Genomic DNA, 18,648 nt, shown 5'->3' on the forward strand with positions numbered 1-18,648 from the left:
GCGTGCGGTCGAGAAGCCCCTTAGCCCTCGACCGCCTGCTCGACCGCCAGCGCCAGATCCAGCGCCCGCGCGGCCTCCTCGCCGGTCACGACCGGACGGGACGCCTGGCCGCGCACCGCCGCCAGGAAACCCGCCACCGAAAGGCCCAGCGGGTCCTTTCCGGCCGGAGTCTCGGTGAAGTTCTCGATCAGCGGATAGGGCGTGGTGTTGCGGAAGGTGCGCTGGAGGAAGTCGATCTCGACCTCGCCCGAGGGGTAGACGACCTTCATGGTCCGCTCGCGCGCTTCTGCGACGCGCGAACTGTCGAACACGGCGGTGAAGCCGTTGTCGAAGGTCGCCTCGGCCTTGACCCAGTCCAGCGAGGTCGAGCGGGTGATCGCCCCCTCGCCTTCCACCGCGATCGGCTGGCCGTCGCAAAGCGCCAGGGCCAGGTCGATGTCGTGGATCATCAGGTCCAGCACCACCGAGACGTCGAGATTGCGATCCGACGGCGTGCCGCGCCGCACGGCTTCCAGCCGCAGAGCCTGCTCGGGGATATCCAGTAGGCCCATGGCCTGGAACACAACCCGCTCTTGGTGGCCACACGCCAGTGGCACGCCGGCCTTGGCGGCCGCAGCGACCATCTTGTCTGCGTCGTCGGGCGATACCGCCAAAGGCTTTTCCGAATAGACCGGCTTACCCGCCTTCAGCGCGGCCAGAGCCGGCGCGGCATGGTGGACGGCCGGCGCGGCGACCGTGACCACATCGACCGCCGCGAGGAACGCGTCCATGTCGTCATAGCCCTGCGCGCCCAGTGGTTCAGCCAGCGCCTTGGCGCGCGCCAGATCGATGTCGAACACGCCGACCAGGGCCACGCCGTCCAATTCGACGTACTTCTTGGCGTGGTAGCCGCCGAACACACCGGCGCCGACAACGCCCGCTTTCAGAGTCTGGGTCATGGGCCGCTGTCTAGCGCGCTTCGAGGCCGCTTAGAAGCACTGGTGACTTGCATCAGGGCGCGCTAAACATCCGTTTAAATTTGCAACGCTTGGCCATGACCAAGGCAGGGAGGACCCCCATGACCACCTCGCGCGAGATCCGCCTGAAAGCCCGTCCCGTCGGCATGCCGAGGGATTCCGACTTCGAGCTGGCCACTGTCGAGCTGCCCGCCCCCGGCGATGGCGAAATCCAGGTCAAGAACCTTTGGATGTCGGTCGACCCCTACATGCGCGGCCGCATGTATGACCGTCCCAGCTACGTCCCGCCCTTCCAACTCGGCGAAGCCCTGCAGGGCGGCGCGATCGGCGAGGTGATCGCGTCCAACGATCCGGACTTCAAACCGGGTGACATCGTCAGCTCGATGTTCGGCTGGCGCGAGGCCTACAACGCCCATCCCAAGTCGCTGGCCGCCGCCGGCATGGGCGCGATCACCAAGATCGAGACCCACGGAATCCCGCCCCAGGCGTTTCTGGGCGTGGCCGGCATGCCGGGCATGACCGCCTATGCAGGCCTCCTGCGCGTCGCGGCGCTGAAGGACGGCGATGTGGTGTTCGTGTCGGCCGCCGCCGGCGCGGTGGGCTCGATCGTCTGCCAGATCGCCAAGCTGAAGGGCCACACGGTGATCGGTTCGGCCGGCGGTCCGGAAAAGGTGGCGTTCCTGAAGTCGATCGGCGTCGACCACGTGATCGACTACAAGGCCACCCCCGACGTGGTCGCCGAACTGGCCAAGGTCGCGCCCAAGGGTATCGACGTCTATTTCGAGAACGTCGGCGGCGTGCATCTCGAAGCGGCCATCAACTCGGCCCGTCCGTTCGCCCGTTTCGCGCTGTGCGGCATGATCTCTCAATACAACGAGACCAGTAAGCCGGAAGGCCCGTCGAACATCATCTTGGCGGTCGGCAAGAGCCTGCGGCTGGAGGGCTTCATCGTCTCCAACCACTTCGACCTTTATCCGCAGTTCGCCAAGGACATGTCCGAATGGATCAAGGCGGGGAAGATCACCTGGAAGGAAACGGTCGAGGATGGCGTCGATCGGGCGCCGAACGCGTTCCTGAAGCTCTTCACCGGTGAAAACCTCGGCAAGATGCTGGTCAAGCTGGGCTAACGCTCTTTTCGGCAGGTCTCCCCCCGCAGCGAGGCCAACCATTCTTTACAAACCGGACGGGCGGCTGGATCACCAGCCGCCCGTTCTTCTTCACGGCTGCGCGCGAAGCTCGGCGATTTCCAGTCCCTGCGGGGTCTTCTTGAACGCGAAGGCGACGCGTGATCCAGCCGCGATGGGCGCTTCGGCCACGACATCTGCATAGACCCTGAAACGATCCCGGCCGGGCTTGAGACCGGCAGCGCTCGCGCCGTCGTGATCGAGCGTGAGAATCTGGCCCTCAAGACTGGCGACGACGCCCTGCGAGTCGTAGTTCGGGAGGTCCACGGTGGATGAAACAGCCTCTGCAACGCTGTCTTCCGAACGCGTGTTGGGGGAATCGTTCCCGCAGGCGGCGAGACCCAGAAGCGTAAGCGCGAACATAAAAACACGAAATTTCATACGCTTACCCATTCCCTTGAACACGACGCGCGATCGCTTTGGCCTGCGGCGTCACGAAATCTTCTCGCAACTGCGAAATCGGCGTGATTTCCGGTAGCGAATTTGTGATCGAAGTTTTACTGTAGAGACACCGGCGGCTCTCCACGCCGGTATCATCCGTCGCAAAGCGCCAAAAGACGCCTGCCGGTTCCCTAGCGAACCCATCGGCAAGCGAAAAGGCCCCCCCCGACGGAAGACGCGCGCGGAGAGAGCCCGGCCCGCCGGAAAAATCCGAGATCTGACGATATGAGCGATCGCTCCGCCCTCTTCGACGTACGCTCCTCCACGAGCGTGAGCCTCGATCAGGTCGTTCGCCGTGACACGGTCGAGATTCCGGATGAGGCGGCTCTGGCCATGCCGGTGCAGCCGCTCAGCTTCTGGCAGGGCGGCGCGCGACGCGCCACCGCGCTGATCCAGGACATGAACCTGCGCCGCTGGATGCTGGGCCTGATGACCATCGCCATGGGCGTCGCGGGCTGGAAGGCCTCGTTCGACACCATCGCGCTCGGCGGAGTCACCCGCCTTGAAGCCGTGGTTCTGACGCTGCTGGCGCCGCTGTTCCTGGCCCTGTCGCTGTGGTTCTGCACGGCGCTCATCGGTTTCGTGGTCCTTATGGGCCGGCCGAAGGACCCGCTCGGCATCGACAGTGAAGCGCCGATGCCCAAGCTGCACACGCGCACCGCCATCCTGATGCCGGTCTACAACGAGGACGCTGCGGCGGTGTTCGCCCGTCTGCGCGCCATGGACGCCTCGATCGCTGAGACAGGCGCGGCCCGCAACTTCGACATCTTCGTCATCAGCGACACGCGCGACGCCCAGGTCGCCCTAGCCGAGCAGGCCTGCTTTGCGCGGTTCCGCCGCGAGGCGAACTGCAACGTCTATTACCGCATCCGCAAGGAAAACACGGGCCGCAAGGCCGGCAATGTCGCCGACTGGGTCAGCCGCTGGGGCAGCGCCTACGAGCACATGCTGGTGCTGGACGCCGACAGCCTGATGACCGGCGAGGCCATGGTGCGCCTGGCCGACGCCATGGAGCGTCACCCGGGGGCGGGTCTTATCCAGACCATGCCGATGATCATCAACGGCCAGACGATCTTCGCCCGCACCCTGCAGTTCGCCACGCGCCTGTACGGCCGCGTCGCCTGGACGGGTCTGGCCTGGTGGTCGGGTTCGGAAAGCTCGTTCTGGGGCCACAACGCGATCGTGCGCACCCGCGCCTTCGCCGAGACCTGCGGCCTGCCGCATCTGCCGGGTCCCAAGCCCTTCGGCGGCGAGGTGATGAGCCACGACGCCCTGGAAAGCGCCCTGCTCCGCCGCGGCGGCTGGAGCGTGCACCTGGCCCCCTATCTCGACGGCTCCTACGAAGAGAGCCCCTCCAACCTGCTCGACTTCGCCACCCGTGACCGTCGCTGGTGCCGGGGCAATATCCAGCACGTGCCGTTGATCGCTCTGCCCGGCCTGCACTGGATGAGCCGCATGCACCTGGTGATCGGCGTGCTGAGCTACGCCCTGTCGCCGCTGTGGTTCTTCTGTCTGTCGGCCGGCCTGATCTCGCGCGCCCTGATGCCGGAGCTCAAAAAGGCCGCCTTCACCATGGCCGACCTGAAGGCCGCCGCCCACGCCCTGATCGACTGGCGCGAGATCCAGGCGACCGCCTGGGCGATGATCATCACCTTCGTGCTGCTGTTCGGGCCCAAGATCCTCGGCGCCATCCTCGTGCTGGCCCGCAAGGGCGAGGTAAAGGGCTTTGGCGGCAAGCGCCGCATGGCCGCCGGCCTGGGCGTCGAAATGCTGCTGTCGGCTCTGGTCGCGCCGATGCTGATGTTCACCCAGACCCGCGCCATCGTGGAAATCCTGGCCGGCAAGGTCGGCGGCTGGGCGGCGCAACGCCGCGACGCCGACAAGGTCGACTTCAAGGAAGCCTGGGCCGCCATGGGCTGGATCAGCCTGTCGGGCCTGATCCTGGCCGCCTCGTTCTGGTTCACGCCGGACCTGTTGACCGCCACCGCGCCGATCCTGGCCGGCCTGGTCCTGGCCGTGCCCCTGACCATGCTGGGCGCGCACAAGGCGGCCGGCCTGAAGTTGAAGGCCAACGGCCTGTTCATGACGCCGGAAGAGCGCCGCCCGCCGGCCATCGTCCGCGCCGCCGTGGGCGCGGCCTGCGAGCCGCCGATCCGCTGGTTCGCCCGGAACGGTCGCCCGATCGGCCCGACGACCAAGATCCGCGACGCGGCCTAATCCACGGGTAAAACGTCGATCCGACTGGTCCTCAAAGGCCCGGAGCGGTAGAAGCGCGGCTTCGTTTGTTTTTTCGGAGCCGGGTGCCGTGTCGCGTCTGTTCAGCGCCTATGTGATCGTCGATTGGAGCGCGGCAGCCAAGCCGACCACGGGCGCGGACTCCATCTGGATCGGCGTGCTCAAGCGCGATGTCCGTTTCCGGCTGAGCTTCGAGAGCTATAATCCAGCGACGCGCGGCGAGGCCGAGACGAAGCTGGCCTCGATCCTGGACGACCTGAAAAAGCGTGGCGAGCGCGCCCTGGTGGGTTTCGACTTCCCGCTCGGTTTCCCGCGCGGCCTGGCGCAAGCCCTGGCCCTGCCGGGCGAAACGCCCTGGCGCGCGGTCTGGGACCAGCTGGGCAAGATGGTCAAGGACAAGGCCGACAACACCAACAACCGCTTTGGCGTCGGCTCTGAGATCAATCGCCGCCTGACGGGCGGCCCGTTCCCCTTCTGGGGTTGCCCGCCCAAGGACGCCCTGACGACCCTGCAACCCAAGCGGGTGCGCGAGCATGGGCCGGACGACCTGCCCGAGTTCCGCTATGCGGATCAGGCCGCAAAGGGCGCGCACTCGATCTGGAAGCTCTACTACAACGGCTCGGTCGGCGGTCAGGCGATCATGGGCATTCCGGCCGTGCGCCGCCTGAAGGACGCCCGCGGCGACGCTGTTCGGGTCTGGCCGTTCGAGACGGGCTTCAAGGTCCTGACGGACGCCGATCTGGAGGGCGTCGAGGTGGTGGTGGCTGAGGTCTATCCCTCGCTGCTCAAGCCCACGCCGGCGCCGGGCGAGGTCAAGGACCTGGCCCAGGTCCGCAGCCTGGCCGAACACTTCGCCAAGCTCGACGAAGCCGGCAAGCTAGGCGCCCTGTTCGACGCACCCAAGGGCCTAGCCGAAGACGCCCTCGTGGCGGCGGCGACCGAGGAAGGCTGGATCCTGGGAGCCTAGAGCCTTTAGCCTGAAATCGGAATCGATTTCAGGCGTTAAAAAGTCTCTAAATCAGATACTTAGAGCGTGAGAGTAGCCGAACCGGTTCCCACTTTCGGCCTCACGCTCTAGGCCGCCTCCTGCGCGGCCTTCCGGTCCCGCCAGTCCAGCATTCGGAAGCGCCACAGCAGGAACCCGGCCGCCAGGAAGCTGGTCACGATGATCGAGACCAGCACGCCGTTCAGGCCCATGCCCTTGGGTATCGCCAGCCACCAGGCCAGCGGCCCCATGACCAGGGCGTAGCTGATCAGGTGGGTGATCGTCGGAACCCAGACCTCCCCGCGCGCGCGCAGCGCCTGGGCCGCGACCACCTGCACCGCGTCGGGCGCGAAGAACAGGCAAGCCAACACCAGGGCCGGCAGGATCAGCGCCAGCGCGGCAGGATCGGTCGTGTAGGCCAGGGCGACCCAGTGCTTGGTCGGGTATAGCAACAGGCCGAACAGCACGCCGATCACGCCGATCACCGCAAAGGCGATCCAGCCGGCGCGGGTCATGCCCGCCGGGTCGCGCGCGCCATAGGCTCGCCCCACCAGCACCGCCGTAGCCGAGGCCACGCCCAGCGGCACCATGAAGATGATCGCCGAGACATTCAGCACCACCGTGTAGGCGGCGACCGCGAGGGCGCTGATCCAGCCGCAGATCAGGTTCATGCCCGCAAAGGCCGAGACCTCGAAGAAGTTGGACGCCCCTGCGCCATAGCCGATGCGGCGCTGCTCGATCTCGGCAGGCCGGTCGCGAGCGGGCTTGTCGAACACGCCCAGTTCGCGCGCCTCCTTCATGCGGATGACGAAGATCGCCAGCGCCAGGGCCAGGGCCGATCGCGCGATGAAGGTCGCCCAGGCGCCGCCCACCGCGCCCAGCGCCGGCAGTCCCAGAACGCCCGGCACTAGCAGCAGGTTGGCGCCCAGGTTCACGACATTGGCCAGCCACATCATCGCCGCGCCCGGTCCTGGCCGCGAGAGCCCCTCCAGCCAGAACGTCAGAACCACCGAGATCGCATAGACCGGCAGGGACAGCGAAAAGACGATCAGCGGCAGGGTCGCGCCCTCGGCTAGACCATCCTTCAAGCCCATGGACTGCAGGAACATGGGTCCCAGCAGCGCCAGCAGGGCCATCGACCCGAAGCCCAGCCAGCCCGCGTAAACGAGCCCCCGCCGCAGCACCGCGCCGGTTTCATGCGGATTGCCCGCCCCCATCGCGCGCGCGGTCATCACCTGCACGCCCACCAGAAGGCCGACCGTCGCGGTCACGAACACCGAAGACGGCGCCCAGGCCATGGCGTGATAGCCAAGCTGCTGCGCCGAGAAATGGCCGACCACGATCGCGTCGGTCAGGCCCATCACCATGATGCCCAGGCGCGACAGCACGACCGGCCCCGCCAGGCGGAGCAGTTCAATCAGATCGGTCATAATGGGGCCGCGCGGCCGCTCCGGAAGGAGCGCCGTTCCGGCCGCGTCGCGCGGCATGGTCGTCACCACTGTCAAAGAAGGGGCGCAAGGTGGCCCATGCCCGTTTTCCGGGCAACCCGCATTTAGCGGCGCTTGGCGCGACGCGCCAGCCTCGGCCCCGCGAACCCGTAGGGTCGGGTGACGGTTTCAGCGGCTAGTGCGGCCACACCTCGCTGAGAACCTTGGCCTGACCGTCCTTGAAGCTGACCTCCATCGACGGGTCCTTGGGCTTGCCCGTGGCGAACAGCTCGTAGATGACCATGCCGTCGTTCTGCTTGCTTTCGATCACCCGCACCGGCGTGATGGCCTTGCCCGAGGCTGCGGCGGCGTCTCGAACGGCCTTGGGCGCATCGCTCCAGGCGATGTCACGCTGGGTCTCGACAATGGTCCAGGCGCCGTCCTTCTCCAGCAGGTCAAACTCGATCTCCGAACCATCCGGCATCACGCCCTCCACGTCGAAGTAGCGGCGGTTCTCGCGCTCCTTCAGCTCGGCTTCCTTGATGGTCATGGCCGGGGCGGCGCCCTTGACGACGGCGACGACGGCCGCCGGCAGATCCTTGGCGGCGACCTTAGTGATCTTGGTCTCAACGGGGGCCTGGGCGAGTGCGAGAACCGAGATGAGAAGCGGGACCATGGGGACCTCCTCGTGGAACGGGCCTTACGACCATAGCCGTCATCGCGGCCGAAAACGATGCGAAGGCGGTATCGCAGACGCATGCTATTCGATCCACCGCCCATGGAGTCGCCATCATGCCCCGCCGCGTCGCCCTCGTGTCCCTGCTCGTCGCCGACTATGACGAGGCGATCGCCTTCTATGTCGGCAAGCTGGGCTTCTCTCTGGTCGAGGACACCGACATGGGCCACGGCAAACGGTGGGTGGTCGTGTCGCCCGGGGGCGACGGGACCCAGTTTCTGCTCGCCCGCGCTGTGGGCGAGCAGGCCGAAGTCATCGGCCGCCAGGGCGGCGGACGGGTGTGGCTGTTCCTGCACACGGACGATTTCGCCGGAGACCATGCGCGCATGAGTCAGGCCGGCGTTCGGTTCCTGGAGGACCCCCGTCACGAAGCTTATGGCACGGTCGTTGTATTCGAGGACCTGTCGGGCAATCGTTGGGACCTGATGCAACCCAAGGCCTGAGATCACCATGTTCCGACTGCTGACCCTGGTCGCGCTGGTGACCGCCCTCGCCTGCTCAACCGTGCAGGCTGTGCAGGCCGAGCTCCAGATCCGCGTGCTCTATCTGAGCCAATCGGTCGGGTGGCGACATGCCCCGGTGACCCGCCCCCAGAACAGCAACGGACCAACGCCCTCAGAGGTGGCCCTCGCCGAGATCGGCGGCCAGAGCGGGGCCTTCAGCGTGGAGTCGACGCAGGACGCCCGCGACATCACGCCGGAAAAGCTCAAGACGATCGACGTGCTGGTTTTCTACACCACGGGTGAGCTCCCGATCTCAGCCGAGACCTGGCAGGCGATCCAAAGCTGGATCGAAAGCGGCAAGGGTGGCTTCGTGGGCCTGCACAGCGCCACCGACACCCACTGGGACTATTCGGGGCCGGGCCAGACCTATACCGCCTTCATCAACGGCAGGTTCGCCGGTCACCCCTGGACGCAGGGCGCGCCGCTCACCATCCAGTCGCTCGGCGGCCAAAGCCCAGTCAACAGGGCTTGGCCAAGCCGCTTCGCCTACGCCGAAGAGATCTATCAGTATTCGGACTATAACCCGAAGAAGGTCCGGGTGCTGCAGGCGCTGGACTTCACCGAGACGCCGCTGAAACGACCCTGGTTCGTGCCGGTCACCTGGACTCGGCAGATCGGCAAGGGCCGGCTGTTCCACACCAATCTTGGCCACACCCCCAGCACCTGGAACGACGCGCGCTACCGCGCCCAGATCCTGGACGCGATCCGCTGGACCGCCCATCGTCTCCCCGGCTCGGCGACGCCGAACCCCGAGGAACAGGCTCTGTGGGCCTTGCGGTCTCTGCTGGCCTACGACAATCGGCCGCGGGCCGACGTCGAGACACGGATGGCCAGGCTGACCAAGGCCGACAGGACCTGGCTGCTGGCAGCCGCCGCCCGCACGGCTGCGCTTCGCCCGCTCTGGCCGGAGAAGCCCCAAAGCGACAAGAGCGCTTTCGAGACGGCCTATCGCGCTGTTCTCGCCGACGTGCTCGCCCGCTCAGAGTCCTAAGGCGCCGCCTCGTCCGTCCCGAACGCTTCGGCCGTATAGGTGCGGAGCTGAGCGGCGATGTCGTCGGGCCAGCTCTCGATCTGCGTTTCGAACCCCGCGTCGTCGCCCGCATAGAGGCTGCGCATGGCCTCTTCGAAGCCGGGCAGATCGCCCGCCATGGCGGAGGCGAAGCGATAGGCCGCGTCACGCGAGGCGCGGATGCGGTCCGGCCCCTCGGCGGCGCGACGTGCGGCCTCGACCAGCTTTCTCAGCGCCACGGACGCGCCGCCGGGCTGGGCGGAGAGCCAGTCCCAATGTCGGGGCAGCAAGGTCACTTCACGGGCGACGACGCCCAGCTTGGGTCGACCGCGTCCGCGCGGCGCTTCGCCTTCTGGTGCGAACCGCGCCTTCAGGGCTTCCGGACCGCCACTGAGATCGAAATCGACCGATCGCCCCTGGGGATCAAAGATCAGGACCCCCGCCTCGGTTGACAGCGCCTGGGCCGCCAGAGCCGCCTCAAGCCGCGATCCCGCCGCGACGCGACGTGTTGCGTGGAAGACTACAAATCGCTCGTCCATCAGTTCAGCCCCCGGGCGCCGAGGGCCCCTATCCAATAGCCGCGCCGTTCCTTGAGGCGCGAGGCGCGGCCGAACGCATCGAGTCCCTCGACGTCGACACCTTCGATCGCTTCGAAGGCGAAGGCGTCGCCGCCATGGGCGTTCCATGCCGCCTGGAGGCTAGGTTCGCGGTGCGACCCGAGACGAAGGGAGAACCAGATCCCGTTCTGCCGGGTGGAAAGGTCTGGCGTCGCGCCGACCCACACCTCGCCGGTCGTCTCGCAGCGGATCGCGTAGACACCGCTTTCGACCTTGCGTTCTTTGTAAGCGCGCCGCAGCGCCTCGCGTCCGGACATAACGAACCTCCTGGCACGCTATTTACCCGGATAAAATATGGAGTCAATATTACCCGGGCGATTATGCCGGAATGGGCCGGTAGGAGATGTAGCCCCGCTCGACCATGCGGCGGGTGGCCTCATAGACGGCGGTCAGCTCCTCGTAGGTCAGCCTTAGATGAGCCAGACGCGCCAACTGACCTTCGGAAAGTGTTGCGCCGCCCTCGGCCATCTGCGCCGCCTCGCTCACCCATTTGGCGCGCGCGGTTGCGGCCGCCACGGCCAAGCGCTGGAACTGACCGCCTTCCACCTTGGGGAAGGTCGCGCCAAGCACCGCCTTGTTGGAAGCGTATGCAGTGTAGTCGATCTGTTCGAGGTAGCCACGCAACCGGCGCTGGACTTGAGGGTCCACGTCAGTGGGTTCGAAGTGGTCGCCTGTACGGCGCGTACTGGAAGTCATGGTCGCCATGACGGCCTCCGATCCGGCCGAAAATCGGCCGCTCAGAGCTTCAGCCTGCGCCGCAGAGCTTAAGGACGGGTTGAGAGCGCAAGGGCGCTACCGCCCGGCTAGAGCCGTTCAGGCCTTGGGCGGGTGCGACCAAACCGCCCAAGGCGTCGGAGGCCCGCGCCTAGAGCTGCTTGCGGAAGCCCAGTCGCACCGTGCGGCCCAGCGGGTCGAGATAGTCGCGCTGATAGGCCTGCGGCGTTACGCCGTTCTGGTCACGCACCGTCTGCTTGGCGTCGAACACGTTCTCGAAGTTCAGCGAGACCTGCGCGCCCTTCAGGATCGGATACTTGTCCACCATCGCCTTGCGCGCCGGCGCGTTGAAGCTGGCGAAGAAGCTGACGCCCAGGGTGGCGATGTCCGAGAAGTAGAGGGTCTGGCCGCCGGTGGCGCCGCCATTAACCCAGGTCGAGTCTTTCCAGACGCCGTTGAAGCGCATGCCCAGGCCGTCCTTGAAGTAGCCGCCCTGCACCTGAACCTCATGACGCGCTTGTCCGGTGCGCGAGCTGATCGCCGCGCCGTCCAGCTGGTCCAGCACCGGCAGTCCTGCGCGGGTGGTCAGTTGGTCGGTCAGGCGCCAGGTGTGGTAGACCGACAGCTGAAGCATGCCCTGGCCGGGCCGCATCATGCCGCCGGGTCCGCCCGGCCCCATCATCCCACCGCCACCAGGACCGCCCGGACCGCCAAAGCGCATCATGCCGCCCATGCCGCCCGGAGCTCCACCGCCGGCGCCGCCAAAGCGTCCCGCACCGGGGCCGGCGGCCGCGCCTGGCGTCGGCGTTCCGATGGGCTTGAACAGGTTGAAACCCCAGCGAATGTCCTCGCGCTCGGCGCTGGCGAAGTTCACGGGCCGCGCGTCGATCGCCAACAGACGGCCGGTGGCGTCCCGCGTGAACCGGTCCGGGAAAGCGCGCTCGAGGTCCGGCGTGATGGCCGGGAAGGACGAGATCACATTGCTCGTCTCGGCGCGGGTATAGGTCGCATTGAAGGTCAGCTCGACCTTTTCCAGCGGCTTGTAGTTCACCTGGAACTTGGACACCCGGCGATTGTCATTGCGCAGGTTCGGGTTGCCGCCGTCGGTGCGGGTGATCAGCACCGTCTGTCCGGTGGTGAAGTCGAACACCGAGACATTGGGGGTCACCACCAGCGGATCGTTGATCTGATTGGTGGAGGGCGCGCCCTCCTCGTCCGTGAAGCTGGCGATCAGGCTGAGCGGCTTGATCGGCGTCCAGTTCAGCCCTGCGCCAAGGGTGGTCAGGCCGCCGAGGTCGGAGAGATCCTCATAGCCTGCGTTAAAGTTGGCCGAGAGGTCGCCGACCTTAGCCAGCACGCCATTTCGGGTGCTGGTCAGCGGCAGCGTGAAGCTGCTCTGAACGTTCTGCCGGTTGCGCGTGACGTCACGCTCGGTGCTGACGCCCGAGCGGACGGTCTTGGAGTCCAGCGCGCGGGTGTCCGCGCCGATCTTGAAGCTGGTCTGGACCCCACCGGCCGGCAGCTGGAACAGATTGCCGTTCAGCACAAACTCGGCGCTCGCAGAGGTCGAGACCGAGTGGGCCGTGTCCGGCGCGACGCTCTTGTAGAGATTGGAGGCGATCGGTCCGAACGGATTGACGCTGGGATCGCCGGCCGTCACTGCGGCTTGGAACGCCGAAGCGTCGAGGCCGCGCCCCGTGGTGGTGTCGGTCGTTGTGCGGTCGATATCGCTCGTCAGGGTCCAGCGCCAGTCTTTCAACCGCCCGTTGGCCGCCATGCTGACCTGCGTGCGCAGGACATCGGTCTCCCGCGCCAGGGCGCCGGGCGCGTCGATATAGCGATAGCCGGTCACCGCCTGCGAGAACGGCGAAAACGGGCTGCCCGCCGGCAAGGTGAACTGCACCCCCGGAAGGCCCAACAGCGCCTGGCTTTTGGTGTCTTCGAGATTGCCGCTGATCGTCAGCTGGGTGGTCTTGTTCAGATCACGGCTGATCGAGCCACGCAGGGTGGCGCGCTCTGACTTGGAGATCAGGGACCGGCTCGCGGTCAGGTCGTCGGTGTTATAGCGGCCCGCCAGGGGCGAGAAGGCCGAAAGCCCGACCCTTCCGGCCTGGGCGGCGTCTGGAACGCCCGCGATCTTGACCAATCCGCCGCTGGCGGCGGAAAGCGCGGGATCAATCTCCCCTCCGTTCAGGCCACTGATGTTACCGACCAGATCATAGGGCTGGCCGTCTGGGGCGCGCACGATGTTGCGGTCGTTCTCCATCAGGTACGGGTCCCGCTGAACCTGCAGATCGAGGTTCCAGCGCTTGTCACCGTCGATACGCACCCGATTACCGCCGCCGCTCAGCGTGGTGCGGCCGCCATCGGTGGCCACTGTCGCGGACGCCTGAGCCGTGGTGGCGTTGTAGTTCTTCTTCAGGATGATGTTCACGACCCGTTGGTCGGCCTTGTAGCCGTAGCTCAACGCGACCTCTTCGGGCAGCACCTGGAAGCGCTCGATCGCTTCGGGCGGGACGCCCTGGATCTCCTGGAAGCCCGAGATACGGCGGCCGTTGATCAACAGCACCGGACCGCCACCGCCGCCATCGCGCCCTCGGGTGCTGGCGGTCTGCGGGGTCAGAAGCGTCAGGAGCTCACCGATGCTGTTGGCGCCGAAGCTCTTGATCTCCTCCTCGTTCAGCTCGATCTCGGGCTCGATATTGCCTTCGACCTTGCCCCGGGGATCGGCCTGGATGGTCAGACCTTCGACCTCATTGGGGCCTTCGTCCTTGACCTTTGCTGTCTTCTGGTCGCCTTCCGCGATCACCACCGGCGGCTCAGCAGGCGTCGTCGCCGAGGTCGCGGCAGGATCGAGCGAGACGGCGGCCAGCCCGTAGAGCAGCACGGTCGAAAGGGTCATTCAGCCCACAGAAGCATGAGTTGCAAAGGACGCCGACGCAGACGGCGCCAACGCTGGGTTGTCGCTCCTTACGGCTCGGCGGAGACCACCGCAACAGCCTTGGGGAGCAAGCACAGCTATTGCAGCAGAAAGCACACAGGGGTGTGTCCCAATCCGCGCCAAATGCGGCCTAGGCTTTGAAAAATAGACATATTCGACATGTGCGAGTGTGCGGCGCGACACGATGTTTCGGGCGAGAAACAAACTCAGCCTTCGGGACCTGAACGCGCGCTTTGTAAACGCTGCAAGACCGCATCTGACGCCCGCTTCATAGGTCAGATCACAATCTTTGCGCGCAAAGCCAAGCGGCCGCTCCGGCTCGCGCGACACGTCGTGTTTCAAAACAGAAGGTCAGCGTGTGACGCCCGGCGCGGCGCCCTCGCGGATTGCCGCGAACAGCCTGGACAAGGCCTTAGCGTGACCTCCCATCAGGTCGCTATCTGGAAACACCGCCATTGGAACGGTCGGCGCCAGTCCGCGCCCTTCCAGATCCAGGCCGTCCGCCGTGCGATAGAGCTCCGCCGGCAGGGCCAGAGCCCAACCATTGGGCAGGGGCTTGGGCAGCTGGTCGGAGAACGCCCCACGCGTCGTCCCACCCACCAGGGTCACGTTCGGCAACGCCGTCATCATCAGGGCGAAAGTCTCGCCCGCACTGACCGTGATGTCACTGGTGACCACATAGACCGGACCGGTAAAGCCAACCGCACCGGACGGCTCGACCTTGATCACCTGCGGCGGGGCCTTCGCGCCCACCGGAACCTTGGCATAGGCCACACGGGGTTGAGCGGTGAATCGCGCCGCGATCCTTCGGCTGATGATGTCGTATCCGCCCCGATTGTTGCTGACATCGACCACCACCGCCTTGACGCCGCCGAAGGCGCTGAGGGCTTCATCGAGGACAGCGTCCAGCGGTCGCGGATCGTCCGGCGCGGCGTTGCGGGCGAACGCGCCCATGGTCAGGACATTGAGGTAGCCGACGTCGTCGACCCGCCCCCAGAGGATCCGATTGTTGGCGGCCTGACGCCCCTTGCCCTGCAGCAGGCCCGTCAGGATGCCTTCACGGTAGGCCTGGAGCCAGACCCGCTCGTCGCCGGACGGGTCTGCAGCCCGGACGCGCATCAGCGTGGGCGACTCGCCCGGCTCAAGATCGCGGCGGGCGCCCTGAACCATCCCATGCAGTTCGACATGCGGGTCATCCAGGCCGCTGAGCAGCCCCGCCATCGCCAGCCAAAGCTGATCGTCGGTGGCGTTCGGCCCCAACTTGAGTCAGCGCCTTGGCCTTGCGCGCAGGCCAATCCAGCTTGCGCTCCGCCGTGCGCGGATAGAGTTCGGCGAAGGTGTCCGCCGCGAAGGCGACGATGCGGTCGGGTGTCCAGCCTCCTGCTGAGATACAGTCCGTCGGCAGGTTCGGCAGGCGGTCAAACTGATAGCGCGTACCCTCAGGATCGCCCGTCAGGGTTATCACGCCTGGACCTTCAGCTCGCCAAAGGCTCAAGACTCCGTCGGGATCCGGCTCGCGGCGTGGATCGGGATAGCAGCCGCCGCCGGCGGTATGAAACAGTTGAGGGCCATCGGGTCCGAACTGGACGATCCAGCCATAGCCTCGGGACTTCCAGGCACCGCGCAGCTCGGCGGCCACGGGCCCGTTCTTGGCTTGCACCGGCCAGAACGGACTTTCCGCCAAGGCCGGAGAAGCCAGCAGGAACGCGCCCGTGGCCGCGAGAAGACTCAAACGTTTCATAGGCGCGACGGTGGAGGCGTCTCCCCCGTCGCGCCAGTGAAAACGCGTCACTCGGTCTTCAGATAGATCTCCGAGCCCTGCTCGCGGAACTTCTCGCTCATCTGCGCCATGCCCAGCTCGGCGTCGTTCGGGGCCTTGGCGGCCGCGAAGTCGCGGACCTCCTGGCTGATCTTCATCGAGCAGAACTTGGGACCACACATCGAGCAGAAGTGCGCGGTCTTGTGCGCTTCCTTGGGCAGGGTCTCGTCGTGGAACCTCCGCGCCGTCTCCGGATCGAGGCCCAGGTTGAACTGGTCCTCCCAGCGGAACTCGAAGCGCGCCCGGCTGATGGCGTCGTCCCACATGGCCGCGCCGGGATGGCCCTTGGCGAGGTCGGCGGCGTGGGCGGCCAGCTTGTAGGTGATGACGCCGGTCTTCACGTCGTCGCGATCCGGCAGACCCAGGTGCTCCTTGGGCGTGACGTAGCAGAGCATCGCCGTGCCGAACCAGCCGATCATCGCAGCCCCGATCGCCGAGGTGATGTGGTCGTAGCCAGGCGCGATGTCGGTGGTCAACGGACCGAGGGTGTAGAACGGGGCCTCGTGGCAGTGCTTCAGCTGCTCGTCCATGTTGGCCTTGATCTTGTGCATGGCCACGTGGCCCGGCCCTTCGATCATCACCTGGACGCCGTGGTTCCAGGCCACCTTGGTCAGCTCGCCCAGTGTGCGCAGTTCCGAGAACTGGGCTTCGTCATTGGCGTCGGCGGTCGAGCCGGGACGCAGCCCATCGCCCAGCGAGAACGACACGTCATAGGCGCGCATGATCTCGCAGATCTCGTCGAAGCGCTCGTAGAGGAAGTTCTCCTTGTGGTGCGCCAGGCACCATTTGGCCATGATCGAGCCGCCGCGCGACACGATGCCGGTGACGCGCTTGGCGGTCATCGGAATGAACGGCAGGCGCACGCCGGCGTGGATCGTGAAGTAGTCGACCCCCTGCTCGCACTGCTCGATCAGGGTGTCGCGGAAGACCTCCCAGTTCAGGTCCTCGGCCACGCCGTTGACCTTCTCCAGCGCCTGATAGATCGGCACCGTGCCGATCGGCACGCTGCTGTTGCGGATGATCCAGTCGCGGATGTTGTGGATGTTGCGGCCGGTGGACAGGTCCATGACCGTGTCGGCGCCCCAGCGCGTGGCCCAGACCAGCTTGTCGACCTCGTCGGCGACGGTGGAGAGCACCGCCGAGTTGCCGATATTGGCGTTGATCTTGACCAGGAAGTTGCGGCCGATCGCCATCGGCTCCAGCTCGCCGTGGTTGATGTTGGCCGGGATGATCGCACGGCCGCGGGCGATTTCCTGGCGCACGAACTCAGGCGTCACGAAGTCCGGGATCGAAGCGCCGAAGTCCTCGCCGTCGCGCACGCAGGGGCGGTCCTGCTCGCGGCGCAGGTTCTCGCGGATGGCCACATATTCCATCTCGGCCGTGATGATCCCGGCGCGGGCGTATTCCAGCTGGGTGACCAGCTTGCCCGGCTTGGCGCGGTAGATCTTACGGCCGGTGTCCGGGAATTCAGGGGCCAGGTGTTTGCCCTGGGCGAAGCCGTTGTCCTCGGGCTTAACCTGGCGGGGATCGGTGACTTCTTCGACGTCGCCGCGCGCCACGACCAGCGCCTCGCGGGTGCGCGGGAGGCCCTTCTCGATGTCGATCTGGACAGTCGGATCGCTATACGGGCCCGAGGGATCGTAGATCGTCACCGGCGGCTCGTTGGCCGACGGGTGGACGGCCACCTCGCGGAACGGCACGCGCAGTTCGGGGAACAGCTCGCCAGCCTGATAGACCTTGCGCGAGCCGGGGATCGGACCGGTCGAGATCGTCTCGGCCACGGCCTTGATGGTGCTTTGAATATTCATTTCGGGCGCTCCTCAAGCTTCCAAGGAGACCCGGACGTGCGTGCTTGAGTCGGTCTTACGGACGAGACAAACGCTGTCGTCCGCGTTCCCTCCCTTCGCCGGCATGACCCGGATCAGGTTCTACGGGTCAGGGCGTGAGCCCAATCTCAGCCGCGCGAGCGGCCCCCCGGTGAACAGACGTCGGACACTAGGGACACTGACGCACAGGTCAAGGCGCAATGCCCCCAGGCGCTACTCCTTGGGCTCGCTAGCCGGCCGGATCGCCCGCATCCGGGCGTTACCCTCCTCGAGGGCCGCCTGGGTCAGCCGTTCAAGGCGCTCCATGGAAGCGTTGAACTCTGCGTCGCTCAGCGTTGCGTCCCCGGTCACAGGCGGCGGCGCGATGTCTTTCAGAACAACAGGACCCGTTGTCAGCGCCGCGTTCAGATCGCGAAGAGTGACCTGGGTTTGCGCGCGCTCGAGCGCACTGGAGGCTGCGATCTGACTCTGCAGAACATCGCGACGCGCGTCTTCGAGGGCGTGGGCGACGGCGTTTCGCGCTTGGATTTCACGCAGGTCTTGCGCATGCGCGGCTCCGCCCCCGAGCAACACAGCAAGACCTGCGGAAAGAAGATGCGCCGCTCGATTCACCGACTTGGCTCCTTGGATCGCAGAGCGCACGCCAGAAGAATTCAGGGGCGCTTCACCGAGAAACGCGTGAGTTCAAGCTTCGGCGCCGGCCAATCGGGATTGAGTTCAGCGGCTCGCGAATAGTCGCGGAACGCCGCCTTCAGATCTCCCAGTCCTTCGTTGGCCAGGCCGCGGTTGAACCAGGCCTTTTCGGGCTCCTTCACACCCAAGGCCAATCCCTTGTCGATCTGCTCTACGCCTTCGCGATAGCGCTCCTCGCCGACATAGGCCGCGCCTCGGTTCACAAAAACCTCGCCCAGATTGGGATCGATCGCGCCCGCTGAGTCGAAATCGGAGCGCGCCGCGCCGAAATCCCGTTGCCGCATCTGGAGCACGCCGCGATTCACATAGGTGCGGGCGCGGTCACGAAAGTTCAGGTTCTCCAACTCCAAGGCGCTGGTGCAGGCCAACACCGAGCGCTTGTCCGAGCGCCCTTTCAGGGCGGCGTCGGAGCATTCCTTTGCGGCCCCGCCGCCGATGACCATCGTGGAAGCCTGTGCAGCGCCAGCGGTCGCCAACGCGGCAACGGCCAAGGCAAAGAGAACTATGCGGGTCATGTCTTCCTCCCTGGGATCGGGTCTGTCTCGCGCCGACCTTCTGGATT

Annotated in this window: 16 protein-coding genes, 1 pseudogene and 1 riboswitch; of the genes and pseudogenes, 5 read left to right on the forward strand and 12 right to left on the reverse strand. The window is 66.2% G+C overall.

The window, feature by feature from the left end; genetic code table 11:
• Nucleotides 1-20: 20 nt before the first annotated feature.
• The gene (locus OVA11_RS13215; RefSeq protein WP_268067795.1) at nucleotides 21-938 is read right to left on the reverse strand and encodes a Gfo/Idh/MocA family protein; all 918 of its coding nucleotides are present in this window, start codon (nucleotides 936-938) and stop codon (nucleotides 21-23) included.
• 119 nt (nucleotides 939-1,057) lie between these two features.
• Here OVA11_RS13215 and OVA11_RS13220 point away from each other — a divergent pair, with 119 nt between their 5' ends.
• A complete protein-coding gene (locus OVA11_RS13220; RefSeq protein ID WP_268067796.1) occupies nucleotides 1,058-2,083 on the forward strand; it encodes an NADP-dependent oxidoreductase in 1,026 nt (341 codons plus the stop codon).
• 90 nt (nucleotides 2,084-2,173) lie between these two features.
• On the opposite strand, the gene OVA11_RS13225 is transcribed toward OVA11_RS13220, so the two are convergent.
• Entirely contained in the window at nucleotides 2,174-2,521 is a 348-nt protein-coding gene (locus tag OVA11_RS13225) for a copper-binding protein (protein WP_268068977.1), read from the reverse strand.
• Between the two features lie 285 nt (nucleotides 2,522-2,806).
• Here OVA11_RS13225 and mdoH point away from each other — a divergent pair, with 285 nt between their 5' ends.
• Nucleotides 2,807-4,798 carry a glucans biosynthesis glucosyltransferase MdoH gene (gene mdoH / locus OVA11_RS13230; RefSeq protein WP_268067797.1) on the forward strand — a complete coding sequence of 664 codons (1,992 nt, stop codon included), beginning with the start codon at nucleotides 2,807-2,809 and terminating at the stop codon, nucleotides 4,796-4,798.
• 88 nt (nucleotides 4,799-4,886) lie between these two features.
• Nucleotides 4,887-5,783 (forward strand): cobalamin biosynthesis protein CbiG, encoded by an 897-nt coding sequence (locus tag OVA11_RS13235; protein ID WP_268067798.1) that lies wholly within the window; start codon nucleotides 4,887-4,889, stop codon nucleotides 5,781-5,783.
• A 107-nt stretch (nucleotides 5,784-5,890) separates the two neighbouring features.
• Here OVA11_RS13235 and OVA11_RS13240 read toward each other — a convergent pair whose 3' ends face one another.
• On the reverse strand, nucleotides 5,891-7,306 hold the full coding sequence (locus tag OVA11_RS13240; RefSeq protein ID WP_268067799.1) for an MATE family efflux transporter: 1,416 nt from the start codon (nucleotides 7,304-7,306) through the stop codon (nucleotides 5,891-5,893).
• A 118-nt stretch (nucleotides 7,307-7,424) separates the two neighbouring features.
• Complete coding sequence (locus OVA11_RS13245; protein WP_268067800.1) at nucleotides 7,425-7,904, reverse strand: hypothetical protein; 480 nt, start codon at nucleotides 7,902-7,904, stop codon at nucleotides 7,425-7,427.
• A gap of 116 nt (nucleotides 7,905-8,020) precedes the next feature.
• On the opposite strand from OVA11_RS13245, the gene OVA11_RS13250 reads away from it, so the two are divergent.
• Both OVA11_RS13250 and OVA11_RS13255 read left to right on the forward strand, forming a co-directional pair.
• Nucleotides 8,021-8,407, forward strand: coding sequence for a VOC family protein (locus OVA11_RS13250; protein WP_268067801.1), 387 nt, complete (start codon nucleotides 8,021-8,023; stop codon nucleotides 8,405-8,407).
• A gap of 7 nt (nucleotides 8,408-8,414) precedes the next feature.
• The gene (locus tag OVA11_RS13255) at nucleotides 8,415-9,458 is read left to right on the forward strand and encodes a ThuA domain-containing protein (protein WP_268067802.1); all 1,044 of its coding nucleotides are present in this window, start codon (nucleotides 8,415-8,417) and stop codon (nucleotides 9,456-9,458) included.
• On the opposite strand, the gene OVA11_RS13260 is transcribed toward OVA11_RS13255, so the two are convergent.
• The 8 genes and pseudogenes from OVA11_RS13260 to OVA11_RS13295 all read right to left on the reverse strand — a co-directional run bounded on the left by OVA11_RS13260 (nucleotide 9,455) and on the right by OVA11_RS13295 (nucleotide 18,601).
• The gene (locus OVA11_RS13260) at nucleotides 9,455-10,015 is read right to left on the reverse strand and encodes a DUF2239 family protein (RefSeq protein WP_268067803.1); all 561 of its coding nucleotides are present in this window, start codon (nucleotides 10,013-10,015) and stop codon (nucleotides 9,455-9,457) included. The genes OVA11_RS13255 and OVA11_RS13260 overlap by 4 nt on opposite strands.
• Nucleotides 10,015-10,350 (reverse strand): GIY-YIG nuclease family protein, encoded by a 336-nt coding sequence (locus OVA11_RS13265; RefSeq protein WP_268067804.1) that lies wholly within the window; start codon nucleotides 10,348-10,350, stop codon nucleotides 10,015-10,017. Before OVA11_RS13265 ends, OVA11_RS13260 begins: the two co-directional genes overlap by 1 nt.
• Before the next feature lie 61 nt (nucleotides 10,351-10,411).
• Complete coding sequence (locus tag OVA11_RS13270; RefSeq protein WP_010919892.1) at nucleotides 10,412-10,798, reverse strand: hypothetical protein; 387 nt, start codon at nucleotides 10,796-10,798, stop codon at nucleotides 10,412-10,414.
• A gap of 160 nt (nucleotides 10,799-10,958) precedes the next feature.
• The gene (locus tag OVA11_RS13275) at nucleotides 10,959-13,709 is read right to left on the reverse strand and encodes a TonB-dependent receptor (RefSeq protein ID WP_268067805.1); all 2,751 of its coding nucleotides are present in this window, start codon (nucleotides 13,707-13,709) and stop codon (nucleotides 10,959-10,961) included.
• A 390-nt stretch (nucleotides 13,710-14,099) separates the two neighbouring features.
• Nucleotides 14,100-15,489 (reverse strand): annotated as a pseudogene (locus OVA11_RS13280) (S41 family peptidase).
• 47 nt (nucleotides 15,490-15,536) lie between these two features.
• A complete protein-coding gene (gene thiC, locus OVA11_RS13285; RefSeq protein WP_268067806.1) occupies nucleotides 15,537-17,375 on the reverse strand; it encodes a phosphomethylpyrimidine synthase ThiC in 1,839 nt (612 codons plus the stop codon).
• Nucleotides 17,376-17,448: 73 nt separating this feature from the next.
• A riboswitch (TPP riboswitch) is annotated at nucleotides 17,449-17,554 on the reverse strand.
• Nucleotides 17,555-17,606: 52 nt separating this feature from the next.
• Entirely contained in the window at nucleotides 17,607-18,035 is a 429-nt protein-coding gene (locus tag OVA11_RS13290) for a hypothetical protein (RefSeq protein ID WP_268067807.1), read from the reverse strand.
• Nucleotides 18,036-18,046: 11 nt separating this feature from the next.
• The gene (locus OVA11_RS13295) at nucleotides 18,047-18,601 is read right to left on the reverse strand and encodes a tetratricopeptide repeat protein (RefSeq protein WP_268067808.1); all 555 of its coding nucleotides are present in this window, start codon (nucleotides 18,599-18,601) and stop codon (nucleotides 18,047-18,049) included.
• Nucleotides 18,602-18,648 lie beyond the last annotated feature (47 nt).

It is taken from the genome of Caulobacter sp. SL161 (genome assembly GCF_026672375.1).
In the GTDB taxonomy this organism is placed as follows: Bacteria; Pseudomonadota; Alphaproteobacteria; order Caulobacterales; family Caulobacteraceae; genus Caulobacter.

Coding starts and splice junctions, on each gene's coding strand:
- OVA11_RS13220 (WP_268067796.1), top strand. CDS start 1,058: ATGACCACCTCGCGCGAGATCCGCCTGAAAGCCCGTCCCGTCGGCATG.
- mdoH (WP_268067797.1), top strand. CDS start 2,807: ATGAGCGATCGCTCCGCCCTCTTCGACGTACGCTCCTCCACGAGCGTG.
- OVA11_RS13260 (WP_268067803.1), bottom strand. CDS start 10,015: ATGGACGAGCGATTTGTAGTCTTCCACGCAACACGTCGCGTCGCGGCG.
- thiC (WP_268067806.1), bottom strand. CDS start 17,375: ATGAATATTCAAAGCACCATCAAGGCCGTGGCCGAGACGATCTCGACC.
- OVA11_RS13295 (WP_268067808.1), bottom strand. CDS start 18,601: ATGACCCGCATAGTTCTCTTTGCCTTGGCCGTTGCCGCGTTGGCGACC.
- OVA11_RS13255 (WP_268067802.1), top strand. CDS start 8,415: ATGTTCCGACTGCTGACCCTGGTCGCGCTGGTGACCGCCCTCGCCTGC.
- OVA11_RS13275 (WP_268067805.1), bottom strand. CDS start 13,709: ATGACCCTTTCGACCGTGCTGCTCTACGGGCTGGCCGCCGTCTCGCTC.
- OVA11_RS13270 (WP_010919892.1), bottom strand. CDS start 10,798: ATGGCGACCATGACTTCCAGTACGCGCCGTACAGGCGACCACTTCGAA.
- OVA11_RS13215 (WP_268067795.1), bottom strand. CDS start 938: ATGACCCAGACTCTGAAAGCGGGCGTTGTCGGCGCCGGTGTGTTCGGC.
- OVA11_RS13225 (WP_268068977.1), bottom strand. CDS start 2,521: ATGAAATTTCGTGTTTTTATGTTCGCGCTTACGCTTCTGGGTCTCGCC.
- OVA11_RS13245 (WP_268067800.1), bottom strand. CDS start 7,904: ATGGTCCCGCTTCTCATCTCGGTTCTCGCACTCGCCCAGGCCCCCGTT.
- OVA11_RS13265 (WP_268067804.1), bottom strand. CDS start 10,350: ATGTCCGGACGCGAGGCGCTGCGGCGCGCTTACAAAGAACGCAAGGTC.
- OVA11_RS13250 (WP_268067801.1), top strand. CDS start 8,021: ATGCCCCGCCGCGTCGCCCTCGTGTCCCTGCTCGTCGCCGACTATGAC.